The organism is Rhodococcus sp. BP-261 (assembly GCF_019835205.1).
Lineage (GTDB): Bacteria > Actinomycetota > Actinomycetes > Mycobacteriales > Mycobacteriaceae > Rhodococcoides > Rhodococcoides kyotonensis_B.
This window is the reverse complement of record NZ_JABUCO010000019.1, coordinates 50896-64829: the sequence shown is the minus strand read 5'-3', so window position 1 is coordinate 64829 and position 13934 is coordinate 50896. Positions and strand designations below refer to the sequence as shown.

11 protein-coding genes are annotated in these 13934 nt (G+C 64.7%); all 11 read right to left on the bottom strand.

Annotated features, from left to right (window positions below; genetic code table 11):
- Positions 1–20: 20 nt before the first annotated feature.
- The 11 genes from HQ354_RS19015 to HQ354_RS18965 all read right to left on the bottom strand — a co-directional run bounded on the left by HQ354_RS19015 (position 21) and on the right by HQ354_RS18965 (position 13727).
- Entirely contained in the window at positions 21–1046 is a 1026-nt protein-coding gene (locus HQ354_RS19015; RefSeq protein WP_068427403.1) for an NAD(P)-dependent alcohol dehydrogenase, read from the bottom strand.
- A 133-nt stretch (positions 1047–1179) separates the two neighbouring features.
- Positions 1180–1869 carry a response regulator transcription factor gene (locus HQ354_RS19010; RefSeq protein WP_068427402.1) on the bottom strand — a complete coding sequence of 230 codons (690 nt, stop codon included), beginning with the start codon at positions 1867–1869 and terminating at the stop codon, positions 1180–1182.
- A complete protein-coding gene (locus HQ354_RS19005; RefSeq protein ID WP_068427401.1) occupies positions 1866–3035 on the bottom strand; it encodes a cell wall metabolism sensor histidine kinase WalK in 1170 nt (389 codons plus the stop codon). Before HQ354_RS19005 ends, HQ354_RS19010 begins: the two co-directional genes overlap by 4 nt.
- A 136-nt stretch (positions 3036–3171) precedes the next feature.
- On the bottom strand, positions 3172–3927 hold the full coding sequence (locus HQ354_RS19000; protein WP_167676537.1) for a phosphoglyceromutase: 756 nt from the start codon (positions 3925–3927) through the stop codon (positions 3172–3174).
- A gap of 51 nt (positions 3928–3978) precedes the next feature.
- Entirely contained in the window at positions 3979–5100 is a 1122-nt protein-coding gene (locus HQ354_RS18995; RefSeq protein WP_167676594.1) for a low temperature requirement protein A, read from the bottom strand.
- Positions 5101–5212: 112 nt separating this feature from the next.
- The gene (locus tag HQ354_RS18990; RefSeq protein ID WP_222635358.1) at positions 5213–6688 is read right to left on the bottom strand and encodes a carboxylesterase/lipase family protein; all 1476 of its coding nucleotides are present in this window, start codon (positions 6686–6688) and stop codon (positions 5213–5215) included.
- Positions 6689–6719: 31 nt separating this feature from the next.
- The gene (locus HQ354_RS18985) at positions 6720–7802 is read right to left on the bottom strand and encodes a HoxN/HupN/NixA family nickel/cobalt transporter (protein ID WP_068427397.1); all 1083 of its coding nucleotides are present in this window, start codon (positions 7800–7802) and stop codon (positions 6720–6722) included.
- Positions 7799–9325 carry a VWA domain-containing protein gene (locus HQ354_RS18980; RefSeq protein ID WP_068427395.1) on the bottom strand — a complete coding sequence of 509 codons (1527 nt, stop codon included), beginning with the start codon at positions 9323–9325 and terminating at the stop codon, positions 7799–7801. The genes HQ354_RS18985 and HQ354_RS18980 overlap by 4 nt, the downstream gene beginning before the upstream one ends.
- 6 nt (positions 9326–9331) lie before the next feature.
- Entirely contained in the window at positions 9332–10549 is a 1218-nt protein-coding gene (locus HQ354_RS18975; protein WP_068427393.1) for a MoxR family ATPase, read from the bottom strand.
- A gap of 86 nt (positions 10550–10635) precedes the next feature.
- Positions 10636–11928: an NDMA-dependent methanol dehydrogenase gene (gene mdo, locus HQ354_RS18970; protein ID WP_068427390.1), complete on the bottom strand. Its 1293-nt coding sequence runs from the start codon at positions 11926–11928 to the stop codon at positions 10636–10638.
- Positions 11929–12137: 209 nt separating this feature from the next.
- On the bottom strand, positions 12138–13727 hold the full coding sequence (locus HQ354_RS18965) for an AMP-binding protein (RefSeq protein WP_167676541.1): 1590 nt from the start codon (positions 13725–13727) through the stop codon (positions 12138–12140).
- Between the last annotated feature and the right edge of the window lie 207 nt (positions 13728–13934).

Here is a 13934-nt window from a genome sequence, read left to right as displayed (position 1 = left end):
TTCCCACGCACGTAGGGCTGTCAGGGCACGATCACCGCGCGGCCACGGATCCTGCCCGCGTGCAGGTTCTCGTACGCCTGCGGTGCCTCGTCGAGCGAGTACTTCTCGACGTGGATCTGGATCGCACCGCGCTTGGCGAGCTCGACCACCTCGATGAGCTCTGCCCGCGAACCCCAGTTGATGGCTCGGCCGGTGACGTCGAGCGGAACCGTGCGCTGTCCGATCTTCACCGCACCACTCGCGACACCGATCACGACGACGTGTCCGGCCATCGCGACCATTCCTGCCGCGAGGTCGGCCGTCGGCTGAATGCCGACGAAGTCGAACACGACGTCCGCGCCGAGTCCGCGAGTGATGTCCTTGACCGAGTCGGCCGCTGCGGGCTCGGACTTGAACGTGTGGTCGGCTCCGACCTTCTTCGCGAATTCGAGCTGCTCGTCACCGAGATCCAGCGCGACGACGGTCGCCTGCGTCAGGGCCTTCAGAATCTGGATCGCGACGTGCCCGAGACCACCCGCACCGATGACGACGGCCGTCGTTCCCGGCGTCAGCTTCGGCAGCACCGACTTGACTGCGCGGTAGGGCGTCAGGCCCGCGTCGGTCAGGGACACGCTGGTGACAGGGTCGAGGTCACCCAGCGGGACGAGGTGGCGGGCGTCGTCGACGATCATGTACTCGGCCATGCCACCGTCGCTGAAGATGCCGGGCGCGCGCATCCCCTTCTCGCAGTTCATCTCGTTGCCCTGTGCGCACTGGTAGCAGCGGCCACATCCCCACGGCCCGTAGACCAGCACCGACTCGCCGACCTCGACGCCGGTGACGCCGTCACCCACTGCCTCGACGACGCCTGCAACCTCGTGGCCGAGCGTCAGCGGCAGGGGCTTGAAGTAGTACTCCTCCTCGGAGACACCCATGATGAACTCGTCCGAGTGGCAAGCGCCCGCGGCCGTGACGCGGAGCAGAATCTCCGACGCCGACGGGGTGGGCGTGTCGATCTCGACGAGTTCGGGGCGGGATCCGATGGTGCGGTACTGCAGGGCTTTCATGGCAACGCTTCTTCCGTAGTATTCGTCGATTGCAATACTTGAATCTTAAACCTTACGGAAGGGCGACTCGGTCCCCAGGTGCACGAAAATACATAGCCCTCTATGCATTTTCGTGCACGTGCGCCGAAGGCGCCTACCCCTCGAGCTTGTAGCCCAGACCGCGGACCGTGACGAGATGCTCGGGCTTGGCCGGATCCGATTCGATCTTCGATCGCAGACGCTTGACGTGCACGTCGAGGGTCTTGGTGTCGCCGACGTAGTCCGCGCCCCACACCCGATCGATCAACTGGCCACGCGTCAGTACGCGGCCGGAGTTACGCAACAGGTACTCCAGCAGGTCGAATTCCTTCAGCGGCAACGTGATCTGCTCGTTGTCGACCATCACCACATGCCGTTCGACGTCCATGCGCACCGGACCTGCTTCGAGCACGCCGGTGTCGGCCGCGCCGTCGATGTCGGCGTCACTGCCGCGTCGCAGTACGGCACGAATCCGCGCGATCAGCTCGCGAGCCGAATACGGCTTGGTGACGTAGTCGTCGGCGCCGAGTTCGAGACCGACGACCTTGTCGATTTCGCTGTCCCGCGCCGTCACCATGATCACCGGAACACCCGACCGTGCACGCAGCTGCTTGCACACGTCGGTACCGCTCATACCGGGAAGCATGAGGTCGAGCAGAACGATGTCGGCGCCCGCACGATCGAATTCCGCGAGAGCCGAGGGTCCGTCACCGGCGACCGTCGCCTCGAAACCCTCCTTACGGAGCAGAAAGGCCAAAGGATCGGCCAACGATTCCTCGTCCTCGACGATCAGCACGTTGGTCACTGTTTCTCTCTTTCCGTCGACCCGGGGTCGTCTTCCTCGAAATAGGCGGGGATCTGAAGGGTGAAAGTCGATCCGGTGCCGAGCTTGCTCCACAGCGAGATGCTCCCGTTGTGGTTGGCTGCGACGTGTTTGGCGATGGCCAGGCCGAGGCCCGTCCCGCCGGTTGCCCGCGAACGCGCTTTGTCGACGCGGAAGAATCGTTCGAAGACCCGTTCCTGGTCTTCCTTAGCGATGCCGATGCCGCGGTCGGTGACAGCGAAGGCGACGGACTGGCCGCGTAGCGCGCGGCTGACCGACACCGGCGAGCCGTCGGGCGAGTAGGCGATGGCGTTCTGGATGAGATTGGCGAGGGCCGTCACCAGCAGCGCCTGATCGCCCAGCACCTCGAGGCCGCTGGGGTGGTCGGTCGTGACGGTGATGCCGGCGTTCTCGGCGGCAAGCTTGGACCGGTCGAGCGCGGCGGCCACGACGCTGTCGACGTCGACGACCTCGAGGTCCGGCAGCTTCTCCGCCCCTTGCAGCCGGGACAGCGCGATCAACTCGGTCACCATGTTGCCGAGCCGCTTCGATTCGGCGACGACCTTTCCACCGAAGTGGCGTACCGAGTCCGGGTCGTCGGCGGATTCGAGAAGCGCCTCGGCGAGCAGACTCATCGCGCCGACGGGCGTCTTCAGTTCGTGGCTGACGTTCGCGACGAAGTCCCGACGCGTCGCCTCCATCCGGACCTGCTCGGAATCGTCGTCGGCGAACAGGACGACGAAGCGACTGTCTTCTTTGCTGAGGAGACGTGCGACGGCTTTGACGGCGATCCTGTCGCGTCCGGTGCGTGGATTTTTGGCGGTCAGATCGATCTCGACGGACTGTCCGTCTTCGAGAACTTTCTGCGCCGCCTCCCATGCCCGATCGTCGATGAGGCGATTACGCACGAGGCCCAACTCCTCGGCCCGCGGATTGAACAGGACTACGTCGTGGAACTTGTCGACGACCGCGATCCCGCTCTCCGACGCCAACACGATCAGGTCCAGAACCTGGGACATCGTCAAGCCCGACGACGCTCGTCGCCGCTCCGAATGTCGTGTGTTGATGTACGGGATGAGAACACCGCCGACGAGGTATCCACCGAACGCTGCAGACAATGCCAGCAGGACGGCCGATGCAACACTCACACCGGAATCGTACGTTCGATGGACAGCTCACATACGCAGGGTGCAGGCATTTCCTGGTCGTCACAGCCCTCGTCGACGATGTTCTTCGTTCGTTCACCTACTGTTCCGGAGAAACGGACTCCCGGAGCGGATCCTGCTACTTGGCGCCCTGGTTCGCGACGGCGGCAGCGCCGGCGGCTGCGGCCTCGGGGTCGAGGTAGGTGCCACCCGGGTTCGACGGCACGAGCTTGCCGTCGCCGCCCTCGAAGTCGTACTGCAGCGGGATGCCCGTCGGAATGTTCAGCGCGGCGATATCGGCGTCGGAGATCTCGTCGAGGTACTTCACGAGTGCGCGAAGCGAGTTGCCGTGAGCGGCGACGAGGACGTTCTTGCCCGCGCGCAGCTCGGCGACGATGGTCTCCTCGAAGTACGGAATGAGCCGGTCGACGACGTCCTTCAGGCATTCCGTCAGTGGGACGCTGTCCAGATCGGAGTATCGGACGTCGGCATCCTGGCTGTACTCGCTGCCTGCCTCGATCGGCGGCGGAGGGGTGTCGTAGCTACGACGCCACAGCATGAACTGCTCGTCGCCGTACTTGTCCTTGGTCTCGGCCTTGTTCAGGCCCTGCAGAGCGCCGTAGTGCCGTTCGTTGAGTCGCCAATCGCGGACGACGGGGATCCAGTGGCGATCGGCCGCGTCGAGCGCGATGTTCGCCGTGCTGATCGCCCGGCGCAGCAGTGACGTGTACAGCACGTCGGGAAGCACGCCGGATTCTGCGAGCAGTTCGCCTGCGCGCTTGCCCTCGGCCTCGCCCTTCTCCGTCAGGCGGACATCGACCCACCCGGTGAACTGGTTGGATGCGTTCCATTCACTCTCGCCGTGGCGGAGCAGAATCAAGGTTCCGATACTCATGCGGCCAGTTTCTCACGCGGGCGCCCAGCTCTCTCGGTCGCCGATCCACGTTCAGGCGTCGACAGGCTTTCGCGCTACCAGCACAGCCACCATCACCACCATGACCACGGCCGTCAGGGTGATGGGAATCGGAATGACCGGGTCGAGAAGCACCAGCACAGCGCCCACCGGCACGACTGTATTGACGACGCGATCCGCGTTGTTCCTGATGGCCAGGAACCAGACGCCGAGCACGAAGACGGCGATCGGCACCGTGACGGTGAACGACGCGGCGACGTCGTTCAATTCGCTGTGGTGCGTCAGCACGTCGATCTCGACCTCGATGCCTGCGGAGAACGCACCGGCCGCCGCGAACACGAAGTAGTGCACGTAGCCGTACTTCAACGAGGAGCCGATGCCGCGGATCGCCCGGTGATGAGGCGGCCAGAAGTAGATCCACCACAGCGAGGCCGTGACGACGAGTGTCAGTACCGCGATCGAGATGAGCGGAGCGAGTGCGGTCTCGTCGTGCAGCGCCTCGATGATGGCGTTGGCAGACGCGAGCAGGCTCTCACCGAGCAGGATCAGGGTGAACAATCCGTAGCGTTCGGTGATGTGGTGCGGATGCCACGGCGTCGAACCGTTTCTTTCGGCGACGACGGGAATCGACACCTCGACGGCGGCGAGCGCGACGAAACAGACGATCTGCCATGGCCCTCCGGGCACGAACAGCCACAGGATCCACAGGATCTGGACGCCGCCGATGCCGAACGCGTAGGTCAGCGCAGTGGTCTTGTGATCGGGTGACCTCGACGCCCGAAGCCACTGCGCGATCATCGCGATGCGCATGACCACGTAGCCGAAGACAAGCACCGCGTAGTTCTCGTCCGTGAACGCCGGCTCGATACCTGCCGCCAGCACGAGCACGCCCGCCATCTGCACAACCGTCATCGCTCGGTAGAGCCAGTCGTCGGTGTCGAACGACGTCGCGAACCAGGTGAAGTTCATCCACGCCCACCAGATGGCGAAGAACACCATCAGGTAGCTGACGAGCCCCTGCGCGATGTGATCCTCGGTCAGCGCATGATGCAGCTGGACCGAGGCGATACTGACCGCCACGACGAACACGAGGTCGAAGAACAGCTCCAACGAACTCGCGGCGCGATGCGGCTCCTGCGGATCCCTCGCGCGCATCGGCACGAGGCGAAACGACGTGGTCGGTAGGTTCACGGGTAGGACGATAGGCGACGTCGCCGCACGTGCGTGGCAATGTGTAGCGGGCTGTACATTCCCACGCACGGACGCGTCAGCGCACTCCCGCCCAGACCTCGCGCGTCGAAGGACGCGGATCGTCGACGACCGACGACTGTTCGCCGAACATCATGACCGAGCGGTCGTCGCCGTAGCGGACCCATCCGGGGTCACCGTCGCGCACGAAGTCGACCCAGGCCCGGTGCATCTCGTCCGCAAGTTTCTGCGGAGGGTTCGCGCCGGTGATGCGCGCGGTCTCGGGCTTGCCCAGCACGTCGAACACGAACGGGATCTCGAGCGCGTGGCAGGCGCCGAGATTTCCGTCGAACAACGTTGAGCGCCAAGCGAATTCGTAGACGAACGCCCGCCCGCCCCGCGATTCGACGACGCGAAGCGCCGGGATCCGAAAGAACCAGTCCGTCATCACTGCGATCAGCAGCTCGCCGGGAGAGGCGTCGGGTAGCTGCGCGCGGTAGGCGTCGACCGCGGTGTCGATGTCGACGCCGTACGCGCCGAGCAGCAGCCGAATCCGGTCTTCGTTCACGTAGCCGGTCACACCTGCGGGCACGAGGAAGAACGCGAACTCCTCACTGGTGGTCCCGATCAGAATTTCGACGTCCACGCCCGCACCCCCGGCGATGCGCGCATACGGCAACTCCGGCACCACGTCACCGTCGATGTACGGCTCGAACGGCATGACGTTGAACGCGAGTTCGCCCCACGCACCCGTCGGCGCCTCGGCCGAGATTCGATCGCCGAGTTCTCGCTGCGCGTCCACGAACTGCTCGACCGGGACGGACGCCAGTCCCTCTACCGTCGGCTCCACTCCGACGGCCTGAGCCAGTGCTTCCGCCACCTTGGACGCCGTCGGCTCCGAGATCACGTGGTGTCCGGCACCGCTCTGCAGGATTGCGCGCTGGAACAGCCCTTCCGCACGCGGCATCGACACCAGCGTCCCGACGCTCATGGCCCCGGCCGATTCGCCGGCGACCGTCACCCTCCCCGGATCACCTCCGAACGCCGAAATGTTGTCGCGTACCCATTCGAGCGCCGCAACCTGATCCAGCAGACCCCGGTTCGCGGGCGCGCCCTCGATGCGTGCGAACCCGTCGGCGCCGAGTCGGTAGTTGATCGCCACCGCGACGACGCCGTCGCGGGCGAACGCCGAACCGTCGTAGATCGGCACGGCGTTGCTGCCGTTGACGAACGCGCCGCCGTGGATCCAGACGAACACCGGCAGGCCGGACTCCTCGGTGCCCGGCGTCCAGACGTTCAGGTTGAGGCACTCGTCGCCGGGCACGACCGGCTCGACGAGGATGTCGCTGGTCGGCGGCCGGTAGCCGATCTTGGGTGCGGTGGCGCCGAGCGTCGTCGCGTCGCGCACGCCCTCCCACGTCGGAGGGGCCGTCGGCGCCGCGAAGCGCAACGGTCCGAACGGAGCTTCCGCGTACGGAATTCCGAGGAACGTGGTGACCGCTCCGTCACGTTGTCCGCGCAACCGGCCCTGAGCTATGTCGAGAGTGACGTCCATGAACCTTTACTACCCGATTCAGGGTCCCGCACTACTCGATTCTCGCGACCTTGTAGTAGACCAACGCACCGATCCACACGGCGAAGAACGTGCCGACGACGAACTGCCCGGCGAGATTCAGATCGATCGACGCGAGGAAATCCCACGGCTGCCCGGTCAGCCCGAGTTCGTCGCCGAGCAGAGACAGCAGCTGCACCGACCCGATGACGACGGCGACGAAGATCGACAGCGACGTCATCGTGATGTTGTAGTAGATCTTTCGGATCGGGGTGACGAACGCCCAGCCGTACGCCTTGGACATGAAGATTCCGTCGATGGTGTCCATCGTCGTCATGCCTGCGGCGAAGATGATGGGCAACGCGATGATCGCGAGCGGCGGCAACCCTCCTGCCATCGCCGTCGTGCCGGCGACGGCGAGAAGTCCGACCTGGGTGGCCGTGTCGAATCCGAGCCCGAACAGCAGGCCGAGCGGGTACATCTGCCAGGAGTCCTTGATGAACCGGTCGTAGCGTCCGCGGAAGATTCGGTTCAGCAGCCCACGTTTCGCGAGCAACTCGTCGAGGTGTTCCTCCGAGTACTCCCCTGCCCTCGCCCGTCGCCACACCCGCACGATCCCGGCGAGGACGGCGAAGTTGAGCACCGCGATCAGGAACAGGAATCCGCCCGACACGAGCGTGCCGATGATGCCTCCGACGCCCGCGAACGCATCTTGGAACGCAGTGGCTTTCGCGGCCACGACGGCGATCGCTGCGACGAACACGAACACGACCGTCGAATGTCCGAGAGAGAAGAACAGCCCGACGGCCAACGGCCGCTTGCCTTTCTGCAACAGGAATCGCGTCGTATCGTCGATCGCCGCGATGTGGTCGGCATCGAATGCGTGACGCATCCCGAGTGTGTAGGCGAGCACTCCGGCACCTGCGTAGACGAGAGTGCCGTCGGCGCCGGTCAATTCGTGAATACGTGGGATGGCGTCGTAGTGCGCGAACAATCCCCATCCCACGACGTGCAGACCGGCGATGAACACGAACATCCCGACCAGGCGCGGAATCTCGTCGCGCGTGAACCGACCACGCCGGTCCGAGGTGGCCGCGGGCCTGTCCAGAGTCGTCATCGTCCCACCTGTTCCGTCGCGAGCGCATCGGCGGTGCTCGTCAGTCCCGTCAGGTCCCGCACGACGCGCACCCGCTGGCAATGTTCGGCATAGAGCGGCAGGTCACACGAGCCGAGCCCCCACGAGTACCGCGGTTCGGGTGTCAGCCAGATCGTTTCCCGTGCGCGACGCGTGATCTCGGCGAACGCCTCAACATTGGGATCGAGACCGTTCGATCGTCCGTCCGCCAGAACCACCACGGTCGTACGACGACTCACGGCGTTGCCGTGCTCGTCGAGGAACTGCCCGAACGCATTTCCGTGATCGGAGTTGCCGTCGACGTCGAGCACGTCACCGCCGAACACCAACCCCAACGCATGTTCGACGCTGTGGTCGGCGAACAGATCGGTGATCTCCACCAGTTCGGAGACGAATGCGAAGGTTCGCACCTGACTGACCAAGTCCTGCAGGCCATGTACGAGATGGAGGGTGAACCGGGCGGTGGCGCGGACCGACAGGCTGACGTCGGTCAGCAGCAGCAGCCGTGGTTTGTCCTCGCTGCGCTGCACGGTCACGGGCCGGAACGGGACACCGTCGTACCGCATGTTTCGACGCATCGTCCGGCCCGAGTCGACGCGTCCGCGCGCGCCTGCTTTTCGGCGATGTGTCAGCGCACCGTGCAGCGATTGGGTCAGCCTCCGCAGCGATTCTTCCAGTTCGGCCCGCTCGTGCTCGCCGACGTGATCGACCTTCGCGACGCGGTCCTCACGGCCCTCGACGACGGTGTTCTCCAGTGCCAGAAGCGATTCCAGATGATGCTTGAGCGCAGCAGGCAGGTTGGCCAACACACCCGCGAGACGTTCACGCAGCGCCGTCGCTTCGTCGAGCACGTCACCTTGCACGTCGTCGGGTAGGTCGTCGAGCCAGCCGAACAGTGCATCCTCCTCCGCGACCGACAGATCCGCGTCGACCTTGGTGCCGGTCGACGTCGAGATCTTGCCGGGTACGCCTGCACCCTTCAGGTGATCCGTCTCGATCTGGATGCGTTCGCCCTGACCGAGATTGTCGGTCGAATCCTTGCTGAACACGATCTCGTCGGTCATCGCGGCGAGGTCGATCTTGTTCGCCTCCTGATGCAGGTTGTACTGCGTCGCGAGGTCGTCCGGATCGAAGAACTCGCGGATGTCCGACGGCGCCCCGTGCTCGTGCCCCTGCTCGGGGAGGTTGCCGGGCTCCTCACTGAGAGTGAAGGATTCGAGCAGTCCGTCGTCGGACAGGTCGTCGTGACCGTGTCCGTGTCCGCGCTGACCGTCGTCCTTCTGCACCTTCACCAGCGCGAAGAACAGGTCGAAGACCTCCTCGAACACCGGGTCCGAGTCGCGATCCTTGACCAGTGCGACGCGCAGCGCCTCGCGCAGAAGCCGACGATCGGCGAGCAATCCCGGCTGCGCAGCTGCTTCCATCGCGTCGAGCATCTCGGGCACCGAGATCCTCATGCCGCGCAGCCGGAGCAACCGCACGAAGCGGTGCAGACTCTGCTCCACGGTGACTCAGGCCTTCCGGTTCTTCTTGCTGCCGAACCCGTTCGCGAACGAGCGGCTGCCCTGCGTCTTCGGCACGTCCTTGGCCGGTGACGGTGTCGATGCCGTCGATCCTCCGTAGTAGTTTCCGTGGCGGCCGGGCTCGTTCTTCGACGCGCGGATCGCACGACCGTCTGGACCCGAATCATCGTCCCCCACAACGGACAAGGGCTCCTCGTGACCATGCCCATGGCCGTGCCCATGACCGTGACCGTGACCATGGCCGTGATCGATGACGGCGTTCGGATCGACGAGACGCGGAATCGCAGCGGTCGCCTTGCGCACGTCCTTGTCGTACTTGACGACGACCGACACCGTGTCGTTCAGCAGCTTGGCGGTCAGCTCGCTCGCACCGAGGACCGCGAGAGTCCTTGCCCAGTCCACGGTTTCGGAGATGCTGGGCGACTTGCGCAGTTCCAGGTCACGCAATCCACGCACGACGTCGACCAACTGGCCGGCGAGGGCACCCGACAAACCGGTGTCCTTCGACACCACGATCTCGAGTTCACGCTCGGCCGACGGGTAGTCGAGGAAGCTGTGCAGGCAACGACGTTTCAGAGCCGCCGAGAGATCGCGGGTGTTGTTCGACGTCAGAATCACGTACGGGGCGACCGTCGCGGTGAACGTGCCGAGCTCGGGAACCGAGATCTGATTCTCCGCAAGCAATTCCAGCAGAACCGCTTCGAGCGCCTCGTCGGCACGATCGACCTCGTCGATCAGCAGGACGACGGGTTCCTGGGAACGAATGGCCTCGAGCAGCGGGCGAGGCGCCAGGAAGCGCTCGGAGAAGAACACACTGTCCTGCGCGGCGATGCGATCGACTGCTTCACCCAAAGTTTCGGTGTCGGCGACGAGCTGGCCGATCTTCTCCTTTAGCACCTGGGTGTACAGCAGCTGCTTGCCGTAGTCCCACTCGTAGAGCGCTTTGGTCTCGTCCTGGCCCTCGTAGCACTGCAACCGCAGCAGTCGACGCCCGGTCACCGCGGCGAGAGTCTTTGCCAGCTCGGTCTTTCCGACGCCGGCCGGGCCTTCCAACAGCACGGGCTTGTCGAGCCTGGTCTGCAGGAACACCGTCGTCGCGAGGCGTTCGTCGGCGATGTAGCCTGCGTCGCCGAATCGGCTGACGACGTCGGCGACGGAGTCGAAATCTGGCCCTGCCGAAGCATCGATGGGCGTCGGGACTGACACGGTGCGTTCCTTCCGAGAAGAGTGTCCGACCCGCTCCCGCCCGCAGCAAGGGGTTCCGCGGGCGGGAGCGAGGATCGAGGGAGAGATCAGCCGATCAGGTCGTCCAGATCTCCGTGCACGGAGTGCTCGACGACGGGGCGGACCGTCTCGAACGTGCATTCCTTCAGGTTGCCCGGGGTGCAGGCGTCACCGAGGACGTGGTGGGTGATTCGGTCGATGTCCTTGTCGTCACCGACGATCTTCGGCGAGTTCTCGTAGTACTTCGTCGGGCCCTGGCCGAGACGGTTCTTGCTGTAGCTGTTCTGGTCGACGTCGGCGAACTTCTCCGGAATGCCGACGTCGCGCAGCAACTGGATCGCTGCTTCGAGCGCGGCGTGCGATGCACGCTGATCGGACATGCCGTGGGTGTCGATGCCCATGGCGACGGCGATGTCGGCGAACTTGCGGTAGTCGGCTGTCATGTTGAACGCCCACACTCGCGGCAGCGCAATGGCGTTGTTCAGTCCGTGGTGCGTGTCGTAGAACGCGCTGACGGCGTGGCTGATCGAGTGGATGATGCCGAGGCCGCCGGAGTTGAACGCCTGGGCTGCGATGTACTGCGCGTACATCATTCCCTCGCGGCCCGGCAGGTCCTCACCGTTCCACGTCGCCGCGCGGAGATTGGCCACCGTCATCCGAATGGCATGCAGCGCATTGCCTTTCGACGGCTCGAAGTTCAGGCGCGAGACGTACGGCTCGCTCGCGTGCGCGAGAACGTCGAAGCCACACTGTGCGGTGTAGTCGGTCGGGCAGCTGTAGTACAGGACCGGATCGTCGATCGCGAGCGTCGTCACGGACGCGTCGTCGAAAGCGACGTACTTGTGCGGGTTGTCGGGGTCGGTCGTCGTATCGGTGATGACGTACGCCCACGACGTCTCGGAACCTGTTCCTGCCGTGGTGGATACGGCGATGTGCGGCGGGTTCTTCGGGTTCTCGCTCTTGTTGAAGCCCTCGAACTCGTTGACGCTACGTCCGTCGTGTGCGACGGAGATACGAGCGCCCTTGCACGCGTCGTGCGCGGAGCCGCCACCGATGGACACGAAACTGTCGCACTTGTTCTCGGTGTACATCGCCACGGCGTCCATGACGTTGTAGTCCTTGGGGTTGGACTCCACCTTGTCGTACACGACGACCTCGAGGCCGTGGTAGCGCATCGACTCGACGATGTTGTGCACGATGTCGGTTCCGCGCAGGCCGGACGTCATCACGAGGGTCTTCTTGAATCCGAGCTTGAGTGCCTCGGGACCGATCATCTCGTGCGCGCCGGGGCCCATCATGGCGCGTGGGAACGGGTGGAACTCCTTGATGGGGAACGGCTTGAGTAGGTCGTCGACCTGCATGGAAGGATCCTCTCCGCGAAACGGAAAACGTCTGATGGTCTCGCAACGCGGTTCGAGCCACGGTGCTGAGAACGACGCTAAATCCGACAGTGCAGAGGTGTCAGTCACTTTCCGGCGAGACTGTTCCGTAAGTCACGAGAAGGCCCCTATGAGACAGGAAGGCCGCCTACCCGATCGGGTAGGCGGCCTGACGAGAGCTCGACCGACTCCTATTTCGTGGTCTCGGCAGCCCGCAGATCCTTACGAAGGATCTTGCCTGCAGCCGACTTCGGGACGATGTCGATGAACTCGACCTTGCGGACCTTCTTGTGCGGCGACACGCGCTCGGCGACGAACGCGATGACCGCGTCCTCGTCGATCGTCGCGTCGGCCTGGCGTACGACGAACGCCTTCGGAACCTCTTCGCCCTCCTCGTCGAGGACACCGATGACCGCAGCGTCGGCGATCTCCGGGTGTGTCAACAGCAGAGCCTCCAGCTCGGCCGGTGGCACCTGGTAGCCCTTGTACTTGATGAGCTCCTTGAGCCGGTCGACGATGTAGACGACGCCTTCGGCGTCGACGACGGCGATGTCACCGGTGTGCAGGAAGCCCTCGTCGTCGAGGGTGTCGGCGGTGGCGGTGGGGTTGTTGAGGTAGCCGGCCATGACGTTCGGGCCCTGCACCCACAGCTCACCGGGCTTGGACAGACCCTCGGACGGAAGATCCACTTCCTCGCCCGTCTCCGGGTCGACGAGCTTGTTGACGGTGTTCGCGAGCGGCAGTCCCACCGAGCTGAGCGCCATGTCGTCGCGGTCGAACGGGATGGCGTGGCTGACGGGACTGAGCTCGCTCATGCCGTAGCCCTGACGCACGCGCGTGTCCAGACGCTTCGCCACGGCCTTGCCCAGTTCCTCGTCGAGCGGCGCGGCACCGGAGAAGATGGTGTGCACGCTCGACAGGTCGTACTGATCGACGAGCGGGTGCTTGGCCAGCGCGACGGCGACGGGCGGGGCGATGAACAGGTAGGTCAGCTTGTGCTCCTGGATGAGCTTCAAGAACTCGACGAGGTCGAACTTGGGCATCGTCACCAGGTGCGCGCGCAGCTTCAGCGCGATGTTGAGCAGCACGGTGAGGCCGTAGATGTGGAAGAACGGCAGCAGCGCCAGGATCGCGTCGTTCGTGTCGATGCCGACGCGCGGCTCCATCTGAGCGACGTTGGCGACGAGGTTGCGGTGCGTCAGGATGACGCCCTTCGGCACGCCCGTGGTGCCGGACGAGTACGGCAGTACCGCCACCTGCGTGGCCGGATCGAAGGAGACCTCCGGGGCGGGTGCGCCTTCGGCGAGCAGGTCCCGCAGGCTCGGGTGTCCTTCGGCGCCGTCGAGCACGATGACGTGGTCGTCGGGGATGCCGACCTTCTCGGCTGCCGCCTTCGCCTGCGGGTACAGCGGCGAGACCGTGAACAGGAACTTGGCACCCGATCCGGTGAGCTGTTTCGCGATGTCCTCTGCCGTGTACAGAGCGTTGATGGTGGTGGCGGTGCCACCCGCGCGCAGAATGCCGTGCAGCACCGACGCGAACGCGGGGACGTTCGGCGAGTGCAGGCCGACGACGTCACCCAGTCCGAGGCCCCGCGCCGCGAGGGCGCCGGCGATGCCGTCGATCTGCCCGATCAGAGCCCGGTACGTGGTGACGGCTCCCGACGACCCGTCGATCAATGCAGGCTTCTCGAGATCGTCGTCCGAGATGGACCCGAACAGGTAGTCGTAGACGCTCAGATTCGGAATCTCGACATCGGGAAAGGGGCTCTTGAAGCTCATGACTCTCCTTCGAAACGTGCATCGGCAACTTGTCAGAACACTACAGTGAAAGCCGTCACAACGGACATGAGCCCTACTGGGGAGTCAGGTTCGGATCTCCTGTCGACCATTGCGCACGGCCCGGCGATGTGGCAGCCACTTGCGATGCAGGTCGGACCGCATCGACTGTCTGGCAGGCTGCCAGGTTTCCCACGCTTCCTGGCAGCT

Excerpts from the sequence above, each read along its gene's own strand:
- HQ354_RS18990 (WP_222635358.1), bottom strand. The coding sequence starts at position 6,688 with ATGGACGTCACTCTCGACATAGCTCAGGGCCGGTTGCGCGGACAACGT.
- HQ354_RS18995 (WP_167676594.1), bottom strand. The coding sequence starts at position 5,100 with ATGCGCGCGAGGGATCCGCAGGAGCCGCATCGCGCCGCGAGTTCGTTG.
- HQ354_RS18985 (WP_068427397.1), bottom strand. The coding sequence starts at position 7,802 with ATGACGACTCTGGACAGGCCCGCGGCCACCTCGGACCGGCGTGGTCGG.
- HQ354_RS19015 (WP_068427403.1), bottom strand. The coding sequence starts at position 1,046 with ATGAAAGCCCTGCAGTACCGCACCATCGGATCCCGCCCCGAACTCGTC.
- HQ354_RS19000 (WP_167676537.1), bottom strand. The coding sequence starts at position 3,927 with ATGAGTATCGGAACCTTGATTCTGCTCCGCCACGGCGAGAGTGAATGG.
- HQ354_RS18965 (WP_167676541.1), bottom strand. The coding sequence starts at position 13,727 with ATGAGCTTCAAGAGCCCCTTTCCCGATGTCGAGATTCCGAATCTGAGC.
- mdo (WP_068427390.1), bottom strand. The coding sequence starts at position 11,928 with ATGCAGGTCGACGACCTACTCAAGCCGTTCCCCATCAAGGAGTTCCAC.